General features: G+C 58.8%; 16 protein-coding genes. 11 read left to right on the forward strand and 5 right to left on the reverse strand.

The features are described from left to right. The first annotated feature begins 46 nt into the window (after nt 1-46). The gene (locus tag PLD_RS24940; protein ID WP_178116208.1) at nt 47-1825 is read left to right on the forward strand and encodes an ABC transporter transmembrane domain-containing protein; all 1779 of its coding nucleotides are present in this window, start codon (nt 47-49) and stop codon (nt 1823-1825) included. 55 nt (nt 1826-1880) lie between these two features. Here the strand turns inward: PLD_RS24940 and PLD_RS24945 are convergent, their stop codons facing one another. Further along, nucleotides 1881-3809 carry a transglycosylase SLT domain-containing protein gene (locus tag PLD_RS24945; RefSeq protein ID WP_159897379.1) on the reverse strand — a complete coding sequence of 643 codons (1929 nt, stop codon included), beginning with the start codon at nt 3807-3809 and terminating at the stop codon, nt 1881-1883. Between the two features lie 213 nt (nt 3810-4022). Between PLD_RS24945 and PLD_RS24950 the strand changes: the two genes are divergently transcribed. After that, nucleotides 4023-5945: an ATP-binding cassette domain-containing protein gene (locus PLD_RS24950; RefSeq protein WP_159897380.1), complete on the forward strand. Its 1923-nt coding sequence runs from the start codon at nt 4023-4025 to the stop codon at nt 5943-5945. 96 nt (nt 5946-6041) lie between these two features. On the opposite strand, the gene PLD_RS24955 is transcribed toward PLD_RS24950, so the two are convergent. Both PLD_RS24955 and PLD_RS30800 read right to left on the reverse strand, forming a co-directional pair. Continuing rightward, nucleotides 6042-6479, reverse strand: coding sequence for a universal stress protein (locus PLD_RS24955; RefSeq protein WP_159897381.1), 438 nt, complete (start codon nt 6477-6479; stop codon nt 6042-6044). Between the two features lie 30 nt (nt 6480-6509). Further along, nucleotides 6510-6707: a hypothetical protein gene (locus PLD_RS30800; protein ID WP_256674830.1), complete on the reverse strand. Its 198-nt coding sequence runs from the start codon at nt 6705-6707 to the stop codon at nt 6510-6512. On the opposite strand from PLD_RS30800, the gene PLD_RS24960 reads away from it, so the two are divergent. From PLD_RS24960 to PLD_RS24990, 7 genes are all read left to right on the forward strand, one after another. Further along, the gene (locus tag PLD_RS24960; protein ID WP_256674818.1) at nt 6613-7017 is read left to right on the forward strand and encodes a hypothetical protein; all 405 of its coding nucleotides are present in this window, start codon (nt 6613-6615) and stop codon (nt 7015-7017) included. The two genes, PLD_RS30800 and PLD_RS24960, sit on opposite strands and share 95 nt — an antisense overlap. A gap of 555 nt (nt 7018-7572) precedes the next feature. Then, a complete protein-coding gene (gene fadB / locus PLD_RS24965; RefSeq protein ID WP_159897383.1) occupies nt 7573-9720 on the forward strand; it encodes a fatty acid oxidation complex subunit alpha FadB in 2148 nt (715 codons plus the stop codon). 28 nt (nt 9721-9748) lie between these two features. Then, complete coding sequence (gene fadA / locus PLD_RS24970; protein ID WP_159897384.1) at nt 9749-10924, forward strand: acetyl-CoA C-acyltransferase FadA; 1176 nt, start codon at nt 9749-9751, stop codon at nt 10922-10924. A gap of 97 nt (nt 10925-11021) precedes the next feature. Continuing rightward, nucleotides 11022-11258: a DUF1653 domain-containing protein gene (locus PLD_RS24975; protein ID WP_159897385.1), complete on the forward strand. Its 237-nt coding sequence runs from the start codon at nt 11022-11024 to the stop codon at nt 11256-11258. 114 nt (nt 11259-11372) lie between these two features. Next, the gene (gene topA / locus PLD_RS24980; RefSeq protein WP_159897386.1) at nt 11373-13985 is read left to right on the forward strand and encodes a type I DNA topoisomerase; all 2613 of its coding nucleotides are present in this window, start codon (nt 11373-11375) and stop codon (nt 13983-13985) included. Between the two features lie 167 nt (nt 13986-14152). Then, nucleotides 14153-14677, forward strand: coding sequence for a DUF6586 family protein (locus PLD_RS24985; protein WP_159897387.1), 525 nt, complete (start codon nt 14153-14155; stop codon nt 14675-14677). Nucleotides 14678-15007: 330 nt separating this feature from the next. Further along, nucleotides 15008-15241 (forward strand): hypothetical protein, encoded by a 234-nt coding sequence (locus PLD_RS24990; protein WP_011060267.1) that lies wholly within the window; start codon nt 15008-15010, stop codon nt 15239-15241. 104 nt (nt 15242-15345) lie between these two features. On the opposite strand, the gene sulA is transcribed toward PLD_RS24990, so the two are convergent. Both sulA and lexA read right to left on the reverse strand, forming a co-directional pair. Further along, nucleotides 15346-15819 (reverse strand): SOS-induced cell division inhibitor SulA, encoded by a 474-nt coding sequence (gene sulA / locus PLD_RS24995; RefSeq protein WP_159897388.1) that lies wholly within the window; start codon nt 15817-15819, stop codon nt 15346-15348. Nucleotides 15820-15829: 10 nt separating this feature from the next. Further along, nucleotides 15830-16435 (reverse strand): transcriptional repressor LexA, encoded by a 606-nt coding sequence (lexA, locus tag PLD_RS25000; protein ID WP_159897389.1) that lies wholly within the window; start codon nt 16433-16435, stop codon nt 15830-15832. Nucleotides 16436-16686: 251 nt separating this feature from the next. Here lexA and PLD_RS25005 point away from each other — a divergent pair, with 251 nt between their 5' ends. Together PLD_RS25005 and nagZ are read left to right on the forward strand one after the other, a co-directional pair. Continuing rightward, nucleotides 16687-17394, forward strand: a complete 708-nt coding sequence (locus tag PLD_RS25005) for a TetR/AcrR family transcriptional regulator (RefSeq protein WP_159897390.1) — start codon at nt 16687-16689, stop codon at nt 17392-17394. Nucleotides 17395-17577: 183 nt separating this feature from the next. Continuing rightward, nucleotides 17578-18576: a beta-N-acetylhexosaminidase gene (gene nagZ / locus PLD_RS25010; RefSeq protein ID WP_178116245.1), complete on the forward strand. Its 999-nt coding sequence runs from the start codon at nt 17578-17580 to the stop codon at nt 18574-18576. The last annotated feature ends 18 nt before the right edge of the window (nt 18577-18594 follow it).

The following is an 18594-nucleotide window of genomic DNA, read 5'->3' on the forward strand; positions in this document are numbered from 1 at the left end:
TTCCTCTCGTTGCCGCGGCAGCGATGACTCGTCGGTGCGTCAATGGATGAACAGCATGCTTTCTTCTCGTCACCGCCGGGCCTTGCATCTGGCCAGTCGTTTTATCGCGCCTTACCGTTGGCAGGTGCTGGGCGCCTTGCTGGCATTGATCGTCACCGCGGGCATTACCTTGTCCATGGGGCAGGGGATTCGTCTGCTGGTGGATCAGGGGTTCATGACCCAGTCCCCTCATCTGTTGAATCAGTCCATTGGCCTGTTCTTGCTGCTGGTCCTGGCGCTGGCGGTGGGCACTTTTGTACGTTTCTACCTGGTGTCGTGGATTGGCGAGCGCTGCGTGGCGGATATCCGGCGCCAGGTGTTCAGCCACCTGATCTATCTGCATCCAGGCTTTTATGAGAACAACCGCAGCTCGGAGATTCAGTCGCGACTGACCGCCGATACCACCTTGCTGCAGTCGGTGATTGGCTCTTCGTTGTCACTGTTTCTGCGCAATACGTTGATGGTGATCGGGGGGATCGTTTTGTTGTTCGTCACCAACCCCAAGCTCACCAGCATCGTTGTGGTCGCCTTGCCGCTGGTGCTGGCGCCGATTCTGATCTTCGGTCGGCGAGTGCGCAGCCTGTCGCGCCTGAGCCAGGACCGGATTGCCGATGTCGGCAGTTATGTCGCCGAAACCCTCGGTCAGATCAAGACGGTCCAGGCCTATAACCACCAATCCCAGGATGAGCAGCGCTTTGCCGTTACCGTGGAACAAGCCTTCGAAACCGCGCGCAAGCGAATTGCCCAGCGGGCCTGGTTGATCACTCTGGTGATTGTCCTGGTGCTGGGGGCGGTGGGGGTAATGCTCTGGGTGGGCGGCATGGATGTGATCGCCGGGCGGATTTCCGGTGGTGAGTTGGCGGCGTTCGTCTTCTACAGCCTGATCGTCGGTAGCGCCTTTGGCACCTTGAGCGAAGTGATTGGCGAGTTGCAGCGTGCCGCTGGGGCCGCGGAGCGCATCGCTGAGCTGTTGCGGGCGGACAGCATCATTCAGTCGCCCCTTAGCGGGTTGGTGAGCTTGCCGGTGCGGGTGCGGGGCGATCTTGAGCTGGACAGCTTGCGCTTTTCCTACCCGTCGCGGCCTGATCGCTATGCAATCGATGGTCTGAGCCTGACAGTGCGTGCCGGGGAAACCCTGGCGCTGGTGGGGCCGTCGGGGGCGGGAAAATCCACGCTCTATGATCTGTTGTTGCGTTTCTATGATCCGCAGCAGGGACGGATCCTGCTTAATGGCGTTGCTCTGACCCAGCTCGATCCGCTGGATCTACGCCGTTGTTTTGCCCTGGTATCCCAGAGCCCGGCGCTGTTCTACGGCAGCATCGAAGAGAACATCCGCTACGGCAATCCGGACGCGACCCTGGCGCAGGTCCAGGAAGCGGCGAAGATCGCCTATGCCCATGAGTTCATCGAGCAGATGCCGGAGGGTTACCAGACCCATTTGGGGGATGCCGGGTTGGGCCTCTCTGGTGGGCAGCGACAACGCTTGGCGATTGCTCGAGCGCTGTTGGTGGATGCCCCCATCCTACTGTTGGACGAGGCCACCAGCGCCCTTGATGCGCAAAGTGAGCATTTGATCCAGCAAGCCTTGCCCAGCCTGATGAAAAACCGTACCACGCTGGTGATCGCCCATCGCTTGGCCACGGTGAAGAACGCCGACCGCATCGCGGTTATGGATCAGGGCAAGTTGGTGGCGGTGGGCACGCATCAGCAGTTGATTGTCAGCAGCGCGCTGTATGCGCGTCTGGCGGCCCTGCAGTTCAGCGATGGGGCTCGTAGCGAGGCCTAGCGGATGGAAATGAAAATGCCCGCATCGCTGCGGGCATTGTTGTCTTGGGCGGGACTTACTGGTCGTCGAAGTAGCGTTCGTGCCAATCGACCAAGGGCTGTGGTGAGTTGAGTTTCTGCCCATAGATCACCGAGTAGGACAGGACGTTCTGTACATACTGGCGGGTTTCGTCGAAAGGAATGCTTTCCACCCATACGTCGAAGCTCAGGTGGTCGGCGCCTTTGAGCCATTGGCGTACTCGTCCGGGGCCTGCGTTGTAGGCGGCGGAGGCCAGTACCCGGTTGCCATTGAACTGGCTGTGGACCTGGCTCAGGTAGGCGGCGCCCAGTTGGATGTTCTTGTCCGGGTTCAGTACCTGTTTGGGGGAGGCCAGGGGAATACTGAACTTGCGTGCGGTTTCCTTGGCGGTGGCGGGCATCAGTTGCATCAGGCCGCTGGCCCCCACATGAGAGCGGGCGTCATCCATAAACGCGCTTTCCTGGCGGGTGATAGCGAATACCCAGCTGGAATGCAGGCCCCGTACCTTGGCTTCGCGTACCAGGGTGTCGCGGTGGGCCATGGGGAAGCGAATGTCCAGATCGTCCCAGTACTTGGCTTGGCTGATGGTACGAATGGCCGGGAAGTACCATTTCAAGTCGTAGGCCAGTTTCGCCTGGGCAACCATTTCGTCACGGTTGAAGTGGCGGCTGACGTAGTACCACTCGCGACGGCCGTCGACGATCTGTCCGCGGGCGTGGAACTCCAGCGCGCGGCGCACGCCGGGGGTATTGCGCACTTTATTGATGATTGCCTGGCTCAGCATCAGTGGTTGGTTGTTCAACTGGTAGGGAGCCTTGGCGTGGTCGGCCGCGAGAAAGCCGTAAAAGTCCCGCTCCTGGGCCAGTCCCTTGAACATTGCCAAGGCTTTAGGGTTCTTCGGCTGGGCCAATTCCAGGCTGCGAGCCTGCCAGTAGCGCCAGCGGCTGGTGCTGGCCAGATCCTGAGGCAGTTTGCGGGTCAGTTGGTAGGCATCTTCCCAGCGTGCCAGGCGCAGCAGCAGGCGCAGGCGCCATTCAGATACGGTGTTGTCGCGCAGTTCTGGGTCGTACTTGGTCATGACGTCCAGGGCGCGGCTGTCGAAGCGGCGAGCCAGGGTCAGGCCGATTTCGCGGGCGATGGCCACTTTTTCGTCACGGGAGAAGTGCATGCTGCTGGCATAGGAGTCGAGCAGCGCCATGGCCCTGTCCGGATTCTGCCGGGCCAGGCGTCGCAGGCCGAGGCCGACCACGTCGGACATTGCTTCATTGACGGGTAGGAAGCGTGACGGCTGGCTAAGCAGTTCTGGTTTTTGCGCCACATCCACCAGCAGCCTGCCCTGAGGGGCTAGCGTGGTCATGCCTTTTACCAGGCTGTTGGCCAGCGAATAGTTGCGGGCTTCGGTTGCCAGTTTGGCCCGCTGCCAGCGCTTCTGTTCGGTCAGTTGGCCCTCGGCAGCCCATTGGGCGAACAGCGCGTCACAGGCGGCTGGCTGGGATTTTCCGGTCAGCCAGAGTTTTTCGCTGGTGGCGTAACCTTCGGCCTTGAGGTTGTGGCTCAACTGGTACTGGCCGTTGAGGCAGTCCAGCTCGGTGAAGTTGAGTTTTGGATCGTAGTACCGGGTGAAGGTTGCCCAGTCGCCACGCTCGGCCAGCCAGCGCAGCCAGCGTAGCTTCATCCAGTTGGCCTGGGGCAGGTCGCCATGTTTGGCGAGGAACTTTTCGATCTCGGCATTGCTGGCGGATTTCAGTCGGGCAGTCAGCTCGTCATAGGCCAGGTAGGGTTCCAGCGGGTAGTCGCGCAGAGCATTGGCATAACGGAAATAGGGGCCGGAATCACCCTTGGCCAGGGCGCGCTTGGCCTCATCGTAATACTGGCGTTGTAGGGTCAGGTCCACCGCCTGGGCGGATTGGGCGGCAGTAGCGGAAAGAAGCAGGCAAGATAAAAAGCTGAAAAGGCGACTGCGCATGGGACATCCGTGCAGAGAAAACATGACAAGTGCCGACGAAACCGGCGCTGATTGCTGACTAGCTTAGCCTTTTGCCAGTAACCGGTGAAAGCTTTGCCGAGTGCTTGGCATCAGTTGGCAACAAATGTACTGCCCGGGCCGTCGGGCGCGAAATAGCCGGCCTTCTGCGGGCGCAAGTCAGGTAGAATGCGCGCCCGGTTTTTGGAGAAGAACATGACCCTGCTCAAATTCAGCGATGTGTCCCTTGCTTTCGGCGCCATGCCGTTGTTGGACAAGGTGTCCTGGCAGATCGCCCGTGGTGAGCGGGTGTGCATCATCGGCCGTAACGGTACTGGCAAATCCAGCATGATGAAGCTGGTCAAGGGCGATCAGAAGCCCGACGACGGCTCCGTATGGCGCGCACCCGGTCTGAAGATCGGCGAATTGCCCCAGGAATTGCCGGTGGCCGACGAGCGGACCGTGTTCGATGTGGTTGCCCAGGGCCTGGACGGCGTTGGCGAGCTGCTGGCCCAGTACCATCACCTGAGCCAGAACATCGTCACCGACGCCGATCTGGAAAAACTGATGCACGTCCAGCACGACCTCGAAGCCCGTGACGGCTGGCGCCTGCAGCAACTGGTGGACAGCACCCTGAGCCGTCTGCAACTGCCGGCCGACAAGACCCTCGCCGAGTTGTCCGGCGGCTGGCGGCGTCGCGTGCTGCTGGCCCAGGCCCTGGTGTCCGAGCCGGATCTGCTGCTGCTCGACGAGCCGACCAACCACCTGGACATTGGTGCCATTGCCTGGCTGGAAGAGGCGCTGAAGGATTTCCAGGGTGCGGTGCTCTTTATTACCCACGACCGTTCCTTCCTGCAGAACCTGGCCACCCGTATCCTCGAGCTGGATCGCGGCGGCCTGATCGACTGGAACGGCGACTACGCCAGCTTCCTGGTGCACAAGGAAGCCATGCTGGCGGCGGAAGAAACCGCCAACGCGCTGTTCGACAAACGCCTGGCCCAGGAAGAAGTGTGGATTCGCCAGGGCATCAAGGCCCGGCGTACCCGTAACGAAGGCCGGGTTCGTGCGCTTAAAGCATTGCGTGTTGAGCGCAGCGAGCGTCGCGAGCGTACCGGCAAGGCCAATATTCAGCTGGAAACCGCTGACAAGTCCGGCAAGCAGGTGATGGTGCTGGAGAACGTCAGCTTCGCTCACCCGGATGGTCCGTTCCTGGTCAAGGACTTCTCCATGGTCCTGCAGCGCGGCGACCGTATCGGTCTTCTGGGCGCCAACGGCACCGGCAAGACCACCTTGCTCAAGTTGATGCTCGGCGGTCTGGTTCCCAGCAGCGGCAAGGTGGAAGAGGGCACGCGGATCGACGTGGCCTACTTCGATCAGTTGCGCCACCAGTTGGACCTGGAAAAGACCGTGATCGACAACGTCGCCGAAGGTCGCGACTTCATCGAGATCGATGGCCAGAGCCGTCACGTGCTCAGTTACCTCGGTGATTTCCTGTTCAGTCCGCAACGTGCCCGTACGCCAGTCAAGGCCCTGTCCGGCGGTGAGCGTGCCCGTCTGTTGCTGGCCAAGTTGTTCAGCAAGCCGGCCAACCTGCTGGTGCTCGACGAGCCGACCAACGACCTGGATGTGGAAACCCTCGAACTGCTTGAAGAAGTGCTGCTGACCTTCCAGGGCACGGTACTGATGGTCAGCCACGACCGGGCGTTTCTCGACAACGTGGTGACCAGCACCCTGGTCTTTGAAGGCGAGGGCAAGGTTCGCGAGTACGTTGGTGGTTATCAGGATTGGCTGCGTCAGGGCGGTTCGCCACGGTTGCTGGGCGTGACCGAGAACAAGTCTGGCAAGGCTGAGCTCAATTCCGCCGTGGTTGCGCCGGTGCAAGCCGCGGCGCCGGCCCCTGCGCAAGAGGCTCCGGCAGCTAAGAAGAAGCTCAGTTACAAGCTGCAACGCGAGCTTGAGGCGTTGCCGGGACAGATCGATGCTATGGAACAACTGATCGCCGGGGTCGAGGCGGAAATGGCCGATGCGGGCTTCTATCAGCGTCCAGCGGCGCAAACCGCAGCGGTGATTGCCCGTCTGGAGCAGTTGAACGCTGAATTGGAGCAGATGGTCGAGCGCTGGGCGGAGCTGGATGCCTGAGTGAGCGACGCTTGAAAAAAAAGCCCGACTTCAGAGTCGGGCTTTTTGCCTGTGCTTGTGGTCGGTGCCGTTGACCGGCAAGCGCAGGGGCTGGGTTTATCGTTTGGCCAGGTGCACCGCGAGCACGTCACAAGGCGCGCCGTGCAGGACGTCATTGGCTGTGGAACCCAGCAGCAGCGCCAGGCCGTGCCGACCGTGGCTGCCAACCACGATCAGGTCGCATTCCTGTTCCTTGGCTAGATGGTGGATCTCCTGGCGTGGCTGGCCATAAGTCAGGTGGCAGTATTCCTTGGTAAGTTCCGGGTACTTGCTGGTCAGTCGGTCCAGGCGTTCTTTGGCTTGGTCGAATTGCTGTTGCTGCAGTTGCGACAGATCCATGGGCACATCACCGCCAAAGGCCATGGCCATGGGCTCGACAATGTGCACCAGCGACAGCTTGGCTCCATTGCTTACAGACAGCTCGCGAGCGCGGTGGATAACAGGATCGCACTCTTCGGTTAGATCTACGGCGACCAGAATGTGGTGGTAGGACATGAGGTGCTCCTCCTGAGGATTGCAATAGTTTCAAGTATGGCTGGTTTCAAGCGGGTTGGTTGCAAGCTGGTCCCGCTCATCAAAAATCGAGAGTACAGATATGACGGTCTTGATAGTGGTGTCAATCCTTGCGGTGGTCTTGAGCCCATTGGCATGGCTGCGGCCTTCGCGGCGCCAGAGTGGCTTGATCGCTATGCGCATGGAGGCACGGCGCATGGGCTTGGCCATGCAACTGGCACCTCAGGAGTGGCCGCATTGGCTAGGGCAGGAGCCGCCTAATCCCTGTCCGCAATACCATCGTCCGCGCCGCCGCGGCCAAGCGGCCTGCTGGAGTTACTGGCAGATAGCGCCGGGCAATTGGGTCAATCAATGGCGCGAGCCTTGCGTCGATGAGTCGCTGCTTGCGCATCTGCGAACCTTGCCACCAGGGGTGTTCAAGCTTGAGGCCGACAAGCAGCTGATTGCTTTGTACTGGAGTGAGCGCGGGGAGCTCAGTGTTTTGCAGGATATTGCTTCTGTGCTCAAAGCGTTGGCTTGAGGCAGAGGTCTAGGGCGCGTGCGGCAATCGTGGGCGCCAGGCCATAAAAAGCCCGACATGAGCATCGGGCGGGATGGCCAGGCAGGCCGGTAGTTTCTTTTGCGCCAGGCTTGAGTGGCGTCTCTCCTAGGCTTACGCGCGTTCTGCTCGGTAAAGCCCACCGTTTTGCTCGGATACTTCCCAAGTGTAGTCGTTCTTTATCCGAATCTATGGATGATTTAGGGCGATTTTTCTAAATATTGATCCTATGAATGGCTGTGAATGCAGGGGCGTGTTGATCCCTTTGAGGGTAATGAGGTGACCGCAAAGTCGCGTTTCAAACAGTGTTTTGTACGATTGACAATTGTCGGATTTTCCCTGAATGTGGCGTACCCAAATCAAACGGGCGTATGAAATGAGCGTTTGCATCGCAGGCGGCTCTTTCCAGAATCCCGACTATCGCGTTGGCGGGTGTGCCTGGCGGATTGGCGTTAGCATCGACGGTGACGTTAGTGCCATGCCAGAAGTCAGCGTCCGACGTGTACTGTTCAGCTTCCATATCGTGGAGATCAGTTGATGATTTACGAAGGTAAAGCCATCACGGTTAAGGCTCTTGAAAGTGGCATCGTCGAATTGAATTTCGACCTCAAGGGTGAGTCCGTCAACAAGTTCAACCGTCTAACCCTGAATGAATTGCGTCAGGCTGTTGACACCATCAAGGCAGATGCTTCGATCAAGGGCGTGATCGTCAGCAGTGGCAAGGACGTATTCATCGTCGGCGCCGACATCACCGAGTTTGTCGACAACTTCAAGCTGCCGGATGCCGAGCTGGTGGCTGGCAACCTTGAAGCCAACAAGATTTTCAGCGATTTCGAAGACCTCAACGTGCCGACCGTTGCCGCGATCAATGGCATCGCCTTGGGCGGCGGCCTGGAAATGTGTCTGGCCGCGGATTATCGGGTCATGGCTGCCAGTGCCAAGATCGGTCTGCCGGAAGTCAAGCTGGGCATTTACCCGGGCTTCGGCGGTACCGTGCGTCTGCCGCGCCTGATCGGCGCCGACAACGCCATCGAGTGGATCGCCGCCGGCAAGGAAAACCGTGCCGAAGACGCGTTGAAAGTGGGCGCTGTCGATGCAGTGGTTGCCCCTGAGAAGCTCAAGGATGCTGCTCTGGCTCTGCTCAAACGAGCCATATCCGGCGAGTTCGACTTCAAAGCCAAGCGTCAACCAAAGCTGGAGAAACTCAAGCTCAACGCCATTGAACAGATGATGGCTTTCGAAACCGCCAAAGGTTTCGTCGCCGGTCAGGCTGGCCCGAACTATCCGGCGCCGGTTGAAGCCATCAAGACCATCCAGAAGGCCGCCAACTTTGGCCGCGACAAGGCTCTGGAAGTAGAAGCCGCCGGTTTCGTCAAACTGGCCAAGACCTCTGCCGCACAAAGCCTGATCGGTCTGTTCCTGAATGATCAGGAATTGAAGAAAAAGGCCAAGGCCTACGATGAGATCGCCAAGGACGTGAAGCAGGCTGCCGTACTCGGCGCCGGTATCATGGGCGGCGGTATCGCCTACCAGTCGGCGTCCAAAGGTACGCCGATCCTAATGAAGGACATCAACGAGCACGGCATCGAGCAAGGTCTGGCGGAAGCCGCGAAGCTGCTGGTGGGGCGCGTCGATAAAGGTCGCATGACCGCGGCGAAGATGGCCGAAGTGCTCAACGGCATTCGTCCGACCTTGTCCTACGGTGACTTCGGCAACGTCGACCTGGTGGTCGAAGCTGTAGTCGAGAACCCCAAGGTCAAGCAGATCGTGCTGGCTGAAGTGGAAGGTCAGGTCAAGGAAGACACCATTCTGGCGTCCAACACCTCGACCATTTCCATCAGCCTGCTGGCCAAGGCCCTCAAGCGTCCGGAAAACTTCGTCGGCATGCACTTCTTCAACCCGGTACACATGATGCCGCTGGTGGAAGTGATCCGTGGCGAGAAATCCAGCGAGCTGGCCGTTGCCACCACCGTTGCCTACGCCAAGAAAATGGGCAAGAACCCGATCGTGGTTAACGACTGCCCGGGCTTTTTGGTCAACCGCGTCCTGTTCCCGTACTTCGGCGGTTTCGCCAAGCTGGTCAGCGCCGGTGTGGACTTCGTGCGCATCGACAAGATCATGGAAAAATTCGGCTGGCCAATGGGCCCGGCGTACCTGATGGACGTAGTCGGCATCGACACCGGCCACCATGGTCGTGACGTAATGGCTGAAGGCTTCCCGGATCGTATGAAGGACGATCGTCGTTCGGCGGTGGATGTGCTCTACGAAGCCAAGCGTCTGGGCCAGAAGAACGGCAAGGGCTTCTACGCCTACGAAACCGACAAGAAGGGCAAGCAGAAGAAGGTCGCCGATCCATCGGTGCTTGAAGTGCTCAAGCCGATTGTCTATGAGCAGCGTGAAGTCACCGACGAAGACATCATCAACTGGATGATGATTCCTCTGTGCCTGGAAACCGTTCGCTGCCTGGAAGATGGCATCGTCGAAACTGCTGCTGAAGCGGATATGGGCCTGGTCTACGGTATTGGTTTTCCTCCATTCCGCGGCGGCGCGCTGCGCTACATCGATTCCATCGGTGTTGCCGAATTCGTTGCCCTGGCCGACCAGTACGCCGATCTGGGCGCGCTGTACCACCCGACCGCGAAGCTGCGTGAAATGGCCAAGAACGGCCAGAGCTTCTTCGGTTAAGCGCCCACACTAGAGCGAGAGTGAACATATGAGCTTGAATCCTAGAGACGTCGTGATTGTCGACTTCGGTCGTACTCCGATGGGCCGCTCCAAGGGCGGCATGCACCGCAATACCCGCGCCGAAGACATGTCGGCGCACCTGATCAGCAAACTGCTGGAGCGCAACACCAATGTCGACCCGGCGGAAGTCGAGGACGTGATCTGGGGCTGCGTCAATCAGACCCTGGAACAAGGCTGGAACATCGCGCGCATGGCGTCGCTGATGACCCAGATCCCGCACACCTCGGCCGGCCAGACCGTCAGCCGTCTGTGTGGTTCGTCCATGAGTGCGCTGCACACTGCGGCACAGGCGATCATGACCGGCAACGGTGACGTATTCGTCGTGGGCGGCGTCGAGCACATGGGGCACGTGAGCATGATGCACGGTGTCGATCCGAACCCGCACATGTCCCTGTACGCGGCGAAAGCCTCGGGCATGATGGGCCTGACTGCCGAGATGCTGGGCAAGATGCACGGCATCACCCGTGAACAGCAGGATGCCTTTGGCTTGCGCTCCCACCAACTCGCCCACAAGGCGACGGTGGAAGGCAAGTTCAAGGATGAAATCATCCCGATGCAGGGCTATGACGAGAACGGTTTCCTGAAACTGTTCGACTATGACGAGACCATTCGTCCCGAGACTACCCTGGAGAGCCTGGCGGCGCTGAAGCCGGCGTTCAACCCTAAAGGTGGTACCGTGACTGCCGGTACTTCGTCGCAGATCACCGATGGCGCCTCGTGCATGATCGTGATGTCGGCCCAGCGGGCTCAGGACCTGGGTATCCAGCCGATGGCGGTGATTCGTTCCATGGCGGTAGCGGGTGTGGACCCGGCCATCATGGGCTATGGTCCAGTACCTGCCACGCAGAAAGCCCTGAAGCGTGCGGGTCTGGCGATTGCCGATATCGACTTCTTTGAGCTCAACGAAGCTTTCGCTGCACAGGCTCTGCCGGTGCTCAAAGATCTGAAAGTGCTCGACAAGATGAACGAGAAGGTTAACCTGCATGGCGGCGCGATCGCCCTGGGTCACCCGTTCGGTTGTTCCGGTGCACGTATCTCTGGGACCCTGCTCAACGTCATGAAGCAGAATGGCGGCACCTTCGGTGTGTCCACCATGTGCATCGGCCTTGGCCAGGGTATCTCGACCGTCTTCGAGCGCGTTTAAGCGTTGGGTTGATGGAAGCCGGGGCCCAGTGCCCCGGTTTTTGTTTTTCTGAAGATTTGTTTGTTTTTATTTTTGAACAGTGCACGAGGGCCAGAGCATGCAGTTACAACCCGGGCTCTATCAGCATTACAAGGGGCCGCAGTACCGCGTTTTCAGCGTGGCGCGGCACTCGGAAACGGAAGAGGAAGTGGTGTTCTACCAAGCCCTGTATGGGGATTACGGCTTTTGGGTGCGGCCCTTGAGCATGTTCCTGGAGTCGGTCGAAGTTGACGGCGAGCAGGTCCCACGCTTTGCTTTGGTGCAGGGCGAACCCAGTCTTTTTTCACCGGCTTGAGCGCGGGTCGCGCAGCGCCCTGCGCTTGACCTCATCTTGTTGCCACTATATATAGCGGTGCCGCGTTAGGCGCCAACCGCCTTTCACTTCTCGAATTCAGGAATTTTCCGATCCATGGGCAAATCGCTGGTCATTGTGGAATCCCCGGCTAAGGCCAAGACCATCAACAAGTACTTGGGTAACCAATACGTGGTGAAGTCGAGTATCGGCCATATCCGAGACCTGCCCACCAGCGGTTCGGCAAGTGCCGCCAAGGAGCCAGCCGCCAAGCGTGGCAAGGCCGCTGCGGGCGAAGCCCCGGCGCTGTCGCCTAAGGAAAAGGCACGTAAGCAGTTGGTCTCGCGCATGGGTGTTGACCCTGAGCACGGCTGGAAAGCCAAGTACGAAATCCTGCCTGGCAAGGAAAAGGTCATCGAAGAGCTGCGCCGTCTTGCCAAGGATGCCGACACCATCTATCTCGCAACGGACTTGGACCGCGAAGGGGAAGCCATCGCCTGGCACCTGCGGGAAGCCATCGGCGGTGATGACAGCCGTTACAAGCGCGTGGTGTTCAACGAAATCACCAAGAAGGCGATCCAGGAAGCCTTTTCTCAGCCGGGTGAGTTGGATATTCATCGGGTTAATGCTCAGCAGGCCCGACGCTTTCTCGATCGAGTCGTGGGCTATATGGTCTCGCCGCTGCTGTGGGCGAAAATCGCCCGTGGCCTCTCGGCTGGTCGGGTGCAGTCGGTAGCGGTGAAGCTGGTGGTGGAGCGCGAGCGTGAGATTCGTGCCTTCATTCCTGAAGAATATTGGGAAGTCCACGCCGACCTCGGTACTGCCAAGGGCTCGAATGTGCGCTTTGAGGTGGCCCGTGAAAACGGCGAGGCCTTCAAGCCACTCAACGAAGCCCAAGCCATGGCGGCCCTTGAGAAGCTCAAGGCTTCTGCCTATAGCGTTGCTAAGCGTGAAGACAAGCCCACCAGCAGTAAACCGTCGGCGCCGTTCATCACCTCCACCCTGCAGCAGGCTGCGAGCAATCGCTTGGGCTTTGGGGTGAAGAAGACCATGATGATGGCTCAGCGTCTGTATGAAGCGGGTTACATCACCTACATGCGTACCGACTCCACCAACCTTTCGGCTGACGCCGTGGCGATGGCTCGGACCTATATCGAAGAAGAGTTTGGCAACAAGTATCTGCCATCTTCGCCCAACGTTTACAGCAGTAAGGAAGGGGCTCAGGAGGCGCACGAAGCGATTCGTCCGTCGGACGTGAATACTCACCCAAGCAAGCTTTCGGGCATGGAACGCGATGCTGAGCGCCTCTATGAGTTGATCTGGCGTCAGTTCGTTGCTTGCCAGATGCTGCCGGCGCAATACCTGTCCACCACCGTTACCGTCGCCGCTGGCGGCTTTGAGCTGCGCGCCAAGGGCCGCATCCTCAAGTTCGACGGCTATACCCGTGTGATGCCGCAAATCGCCAAGCCCGGCGATGACGATGTGTTGCCGGAAATGACTCAGGGTGAGGTGTTGAAGCTGATCAAGCTCGACCCAAGCCAGCACTTCACCAAGCCGCCGGCACGTTACTCCGAAGCCAGCCTGGTGAAGGAAATGGAAAAACGCGGCATCGGTCGCCCTTCGACCTATGCGGCGATCATTTCGACCATTCAGGATCGTGGTTATGTGACGTTGCACAACCGTCGTTTCTATTCGGAGAAAATGGGCGATATCGTCACTGAGCGTCTCTCCGAGAGTTTCTCCAACCTCATGGACTATGGCTTCACCGCCGGCATGGAAGAGAACCTCGATGATGTGGCTCAAGGCGAGCGCGATTGGAAGAATGTCCTCGACGAGTTCTACGGCGACTTCAAGAAGAAGCTCGAAGTGGCCGAGAGCGCTGAAAGCGGCATGCGTGCCAATCAACCGGTGATGACTGATATCCCATGCGTTACGTGTGGCCGGCCGATGCAGATTCGTACTGCCTCCACAGGTGTGTTTCTGGGCTGTTCTGGTTACAGCCTGCCGCCCAAGGAGCGTTGCAAGGCGACGGTCAACCTGGTGCCGGGTGACGAGATCGCTGCGGACGACGAGGGGGAGTCCGAGTCACTGGTGTTGCGTGGCAAGCACCGTTGTCCGATCTGCAGCACAGCGATGGACGCTTACTTGCTGGATGAAAAGCGCAAGCTGCACATCTGCGGTAACAATCCGGATTGCGCTGGCTACGAAATTGAAGAGGGTAGTTACCGGATCAAGGGTTATGAAGGCCCGAGTTTGGAATGCGACAAGTGTGGTAGTGAAATGCAGCTCAAGACCGGCCGCTTCGGCAAGTTCTTCGGTTGCACCAACCCGACCTGCAAGAACACTCGCAAACTGCTGAAAAGCGGTGATGCCGCGCCGCCGAAGATGGATCCGGTGAAGATGCCTGAGCTGAAATGCGAAAAGGTCAACGACACCTATATCCTGCGCGATGGCGCTTCGGGGTTGTTCCTGGCGGCCAGTCAGTTCCCGAAAAATCGCGAGACCCGTGCGCCATTGGTACTTGAGCTGATTCCACACAAGGACGAAATCGATCCGAAGTACCACTTCCTGTGTGAGGCGCCGAAGAAAGATCCGGATGGCCGTCCGGCCGTGGTGCGTTACAGCCGTAAGACCAAGGAGCAGTACGTGCAGACCGAAGTCGATGGCAAGCCGACTGGCTGGCGCGCGTTCTACGACGGCGGCAATTGGAAGGTCGAAGACAAGCGCTAAGCGATCGTTCTTTCGAGGGGGCAACTCCTTGATGCATTGATGAACAAGGTCGCATGGCACCTCTCGGGTGTCATGCGGCCTTTCTTTTTGGCTTGCGGCAGGTTGGAGTGTTCCCTGAAACTGTGCCGTGCGCATCTGATTCTCTTCTCGCAGTGGAGGCTGCCTTTATGGCCCACGAGCTCTATACCCGTACTAATCAGAAAATCTACTTTGCCGGTTTGTCGTTGGAGGCCCTGGCCCGAGCGGAAGAGGGGCGGGCGATGAATGCTCAGGCGCTGGTTCAGGCGGGGCGTGAGACGGTGCTGTTTCATCTGTACGGGGCTGTGTTGGGGTTGTGTCACGAGATCGCTGGATTTTATCGGCTGCCCCAGGCCGGTGCCTCGGGTGTCGAGCAGATCCTCAGCCGTGAAGTGCTGGAGAGCATTGCTATTCCGGAGCTGGCGGAACTGGTCGAACTGGCGCACAGCCCGCAAACCTGGCTGGCACAATTGTTGTCGGCTTATGGGGCTTTGTTTCAGCCGCCGCGAGTGCCCCACAAGACTAAAGGCGATGTAACGCAGCCCTTGATTGTGACGGTCAATCTGGATGAAGAAGAGCTGAAAGATGAACTGGGACGAGAAGAATTGGAGAGTTGGCGGCAGAACCTCAAGGCTTTGGCCATTCGTTTTCGTGATGGCTTGAACGAGTGCTGAGCTGGGCGCTGGCTGAATTATGACTTATGCCGATCGGGGGCTTAGTAATCTGTCGATTTTTCGTGAGCCGATCCAGAAGGACATCAAGTTGCCTGGGTTGCATCCGCTGTTGGGGTTTCTGCATTGGCGACGGAGTTGCATGACATGCATGCTGCAGTGCCCTTTGCAAACCGCTGACAAGTTGGGTGAGTGACCGGAAAGCTTACTGATTCTTGTCTTGGGTCTTTGAGGGTGGAGCGCGCTGTTGGACCTGTGTTGTTGCTCAAGATCCCAAGCGAGGGCGTGGCGATGACTGATATAATCCTGGCCTTTCGTGGAGACCAGTCTTTTATGCCAACGTCCTTTCTAGAAATTGTCGAGTTGCCAGACGGCCGTATCGAGCTGCGCAGAGCTGAGGACGAGGGTTCTCTGGTTACTTTGGATTTCTCCGAAGACGCCAAAGCTTTTCTACAAGGCCAGCATGTTGAAGTGGCTAAGGCCATGTTGAGTGTCGGCGTGCAGATGGCTGGCCGCCTGGTTGAAGGTGAAATCGACAAGGAAGACGGTCCCCGGGTTCTGCACTAAGTCCGTTCATCGGCTTTCTTCCGGTCATTCGTCATATTTTTCGGCTTCTCAATCCTGGAGAAGCCTTTGTGCGATTCAAGCGCATTCCATTGATGTTCTGGTGTTTATCCCAGACGAATATTCAGGCTTTGCGCCTCACCTGTGCGTGCGGCGCTGATCAGTTGTTGTCGGGCGCTGCGGCTCAGTGGGTTCAGCCAACTGACTACCGTGTGGCTGCGGCCCAGGCGCAGGGCTTCGCAGGCTAGTTGTTGCGGGCTTTGATTGCCGCGGGGGTGTAGCAGCAGAATGCCTTCGCGATTCAGTCCGGCATCGCGCAACCAGCTTTGGGTCAGGCTGGGAGGTGGTGCGATCAGGGTTAGCCATCGGGCATTCTGATCTTGGCTCAGCTCCCTGAGGATGGGGGCTAGAAGGTTCAGGCAGTTCCCGGCGGCGCCGCGTAACGACAGTTCGCTGAAAGCTTCTGGATCGTTGCTCCAGGGCGATTCGACCACTTCCTTGAGAGTCGGCACCAATGGTTGTGCCAGGAACGCCTCGAACAGGGGCAGTTGTGCTTGCTGTGGTGTGTGTGGGAACTGCATGGAGCCTCCTTTAGCGGCGAATGACGCCGACACTCAAGCCTTCGATCACCAGTTCCTGATCTTTCAGGTTGACTTCGATGGGAGCGAACTCCGGGTTCTCGGCGATCAGCCAGACTTTGCTGCCTTCGCGTTTGAATCGCTTGACCGTAACTTCGTCACCGATCCGAGCTACTACCACCTGGCCGTTGCGGGCTTCGCGAGTGGTGTGGACGGCCAGCAGGTCGCCGTCGAAGATGCCGATGTCTTTCATGCTCATGCCGTGGACTCGAAGCAGGTAGTCGGCACGAGGATGGAAGAAGGTGGGATTGATGTTGCAGGACTCTTCGATGTGCTGTTGGGCCAGGATCGGCGCGCCTGCGGCAACGCGTCCGATGACGGGCAACGAGTCGTCGGTTTTGGCTTCGAATCCAGGAATGCGAATGCCGCGGGAGGCTCCTGGGGTCATTTCGATGGCGCCTTTACGGGCAAGTGCCTTGAGATGCTCTTCTGCGGCGTTTGGCGACTTGAAGCCAAGCTCCTGGGCGATCTCGGCGCGGGTTGGCGGGTAGCCGTTGTCTTCAAGACAGCGTTTGATAAAAGCCAGAATCTCAGCTTGGCGTGGCGTCAGTTTTAGCATGTCGATCGCTCTGTCTTTTTATACAGTGACTGGGATTATATACAGTGAGTGTCGCTTGGCAATCCTCCTTTTTTCGTGCCCGGCCCGGCGGTTGTCATCCAGGTGTTGGAATCGGCAGTTAATGGCTGGCTACAGACCCAGGCAGGTGTGATTAAATATTGCACCGAACAGCCTGTGGAAGGGCTGGCGGACTTGACATTGCGAAGCCTGAAACGTATGTTTCAAACAAGTGTTTGTCAGGCGGAGTAGCCATGGCCCAGTCGGAAACCGTTGAACGCATTCTTGATGCTGCCGAGCAGTTGTTCGCGGAAAAAGGTTTTGCCGAAACCTCATTGCGGCTGATCACCAGTAAGGCCGGGGTCAATCTGGCTGCGGTCAACTATCACTTCGGTTCTAAGAAGGCCCTGATTCAGGCAGTGTTCTCGCGCTTCCTGGGGCCGTTCTGCATCAGTCTCGATCGCGAGCTTGAGCGTCGCCAGTCCAAGCCGGACAACAAGCAGAGCTTGGAAGAGTTGTTGGAGATCCTCGTCGAGCAGGCGTTGGTGGTACAGCCTCGCAGCGGTAACGACCTGTCGATTTTCATGCGCCTGTTAGGGCTGGCCTTCAGTCAGAGTCAAGGTCATTTGCGGCGTTATCTGGAAGACATGTACGGTAAGGTATTTCGTCGCTACATGCTGTTGGTCAACGAAGCGGCGCCACGTATTCCACCCATCGAATTATTCTGGCGCGTGCACTTCATGCTGGGCGCTGCGGCGTTTAGCATGTCCGGGATCAAGGCGCTGCGGGCCATTGCAGAAACTGATTTCGGGATCAATACCTCCATTGAGCAAGTGATGCGACTGATGGTGCCGTTTCTCGCGGCTGGCATGCGTGCCGAAACCGGGGTCACGGATGAAGCCATGGCCAGCGCCCAGCTCAAGCCGCGCAGCAAGTCGGCTCCGGCACTCGCCAAGGCCTGACTCACGGGTGGGCGCGACAGCTTACATCCGCTAAGCTAGCCGCCCATGCCGATTCTCGTTTTATATCCCCGTTCCTTCCTTGGCGTCGCCGCTGTATGGCGTGGCTGCATTCATGCGGATGCGGTCTTATTGGTGTTTCCAGGAAGGCTGCGTAGTGTTTAAGGAATTTTTATGACCGTTGGCCTGCAAGGCTCCTTGATGGTGGACGTCGCCGGTACTTGGTTGACGGCCGAAGATCGCCAACTCTTGCGTCAGCCAGAAGTGGGCGGGTTGATTCTCTTTGCCCGCAATATCGAGCATCCACGTCAGGTGCGCGAGCTTTGCGCGGCGATTCGTGCCGTTCGCCCGGATCTGCTGTTGGCGGTGGATCAGGAAGGCGGCCGGGTACAGCGCTTGCGGCAGGGCTTTGTGCGTTTGCCGGCCATGCGTGCCTTGGCGGATAACCCGAATGCCGAATATTTGGCCGAGCAATGTGGCTGGGTGATGGCCACCGAAGTGCTGGCCGTCGGTTTAGACCTGAGCTTCGCCCCGGTTCTGGATCTTGATCATCAGCGTAGCGCGGTTGTGGGCAGTCGTGCGTTTGAGGGTGATCCGCAGCGCGCGGCGCTGTTGGCCGGGGCCTTTATCCGTGGCATGAACAGTGCCGGAATGGCGGCCACCGGCAAGCATTTCCCTGGGCATGGCTGGGCTGAAGCTGACTCCCATGTCGCGATCCCGAATGACGAACGCAGCCTGGATGAAATTCGTGCCAAGGATCTGCTGCCGTTTGCGCGTTTGGGCAAGCAGTTGGCAGCGGTGATGCCGGCCCACGTCATCTACCCGCAAGTCGATCCTCAGCCAGCCGGATTCTCCCGCTATTGGTTGCAGGACATCCTGCGTGGTGAGTTGCAGTTCGATGGGGTGATTTTCAGTGATGATTTGTCCATGGCCGGCGCTCATGTGGTTGGTGATGCGGCGAGTCGTATCGAGGCGGCGTTGTCTGCCGGTTGCGACATGGGCTTGGTGTGCAACGATCGTGCTGCTGCCGAGTTGGCTTTGAGTGCTGCTCAGCGCCTGAACGTGCGGCCTTCGCCGCGGATCGCGCGGATGCGTGGTCAGGCTACGGCCTCTGTCGAATACAAGCAGGCCCCGCGCTGGCTCACCGCACTGAATGCGCTCAGGGCGGCGCAGTTGATCGACTGAATGCGATGGTGCAGGGGC

The sequence above is a fragment of the Pseudomonas sp. LD120 genome, assembly GCF_009861525.1.
Lineage (GTDB): Bacteria > Pseudomonadota > Gammaproteobacteria > Pseudomonadales > Pseudomonadaceae > Aquipseudomonas.

Excerpts from the sequence above, each read along its gene's own strand:
- PLD_RS24940 (WP_178116208.1), top strand. The coding sequence starts at position 47 with ATGAACAGCATGCTTTCTTCTCGTCACCGCCGGGCCTTGCATCTGGCC.
- PLD_RS24945 (WP_159897379.1), bottom strand. The coding sequence starts at position 3,809 with ATGCGCAGTCGCCTTTTCAGCTTTTTATCTTGCCTGCTTCTTTCCGCT.
- PLD_RS24950 (WP_159897380.1), top strand. The coding sequence starts at position 4,023 with ATGACCCTGCTCAAATTCAGCGATGTGTCCCTTGCTTTCGGCGCCATG.
- PLD_RS24955 (WP_159897381.1), bottom strand. The coding sequence starts at position 6,479 with ATGTCCTACCACCACATTCTGGTCGCCGTAGATCTAACCGAAGAGTGC.
- PLD_RS30800 (WP_256674830.1), bottom strand. The coding sequence starts at position 6,707 with ATGGCCAAGCCCATGCGCCGTGCCTCCATGCGCATAGCGATCAAGCCA.
- fadB (WP_159897383.1), top strand. The coding sequence starts at position 7,573 with ATGATTTACGAAGGTAAAGCCATCACGGTTAAGGCTCTTGAAAGTGGC.
- fadA (WP_159897384.1), top strand. The coding sequence starts at position 9,749 with ATGAGCTTGAATCCTAGAGACGTCGTGATTGTCGACTTCGGTCGTACT.
- PLD_RS24975 (WP_159897385.1), top strand. The coding sequence starts at position 11,022 with ATGCAGTTACAACCCGGGCTCTATCAGCATTACAAGGGGCCGCAGTAC.
- topA (WP_159897386.1), top strand. The coding sequence starts at position 11,373 with ATGGGCAAATCGCTGGTCATTGTGGAATCCCCGGCTAAGGCCAAGACC.
- PLD_RS24985 (WP_159897387.1), top strand. The coding sequence starts at position 14,153 with ATGGCCCACGAGCTCTATACCCGTACTAATCAGAAAATCTACTTTGCC.
- PLD_RS24990 (WP_011060267.1), top strand. The coding sequence starts at position 15,008 with ATGCCAACGTCCTTTCTAGAAATTGTCGAGTTGCCAGACGGCCGTATC.
- sulA (WP_159897388.1), bottom strand. The coding sequence starts at position 15,819 with ATGCAGTTCCCACACACACCACAGCAAGCACAACTGCCCCTGTTCGAG.
- lexA (WP_159897389.1), bottom strand. The coding sequence starts at position 16,435 with ATGCTAAAACTGACGCCACGCCAAGCTGAGATTCTGGCTTTTATCAAA.
- PLD_RS25005 (WP_159897390.1), top strand. The coding sequence starts at position 16,687 with ATGGCCCAGTCGGAAACCGTTGAACGCATTCTTGATGCTGCCGAGCAG.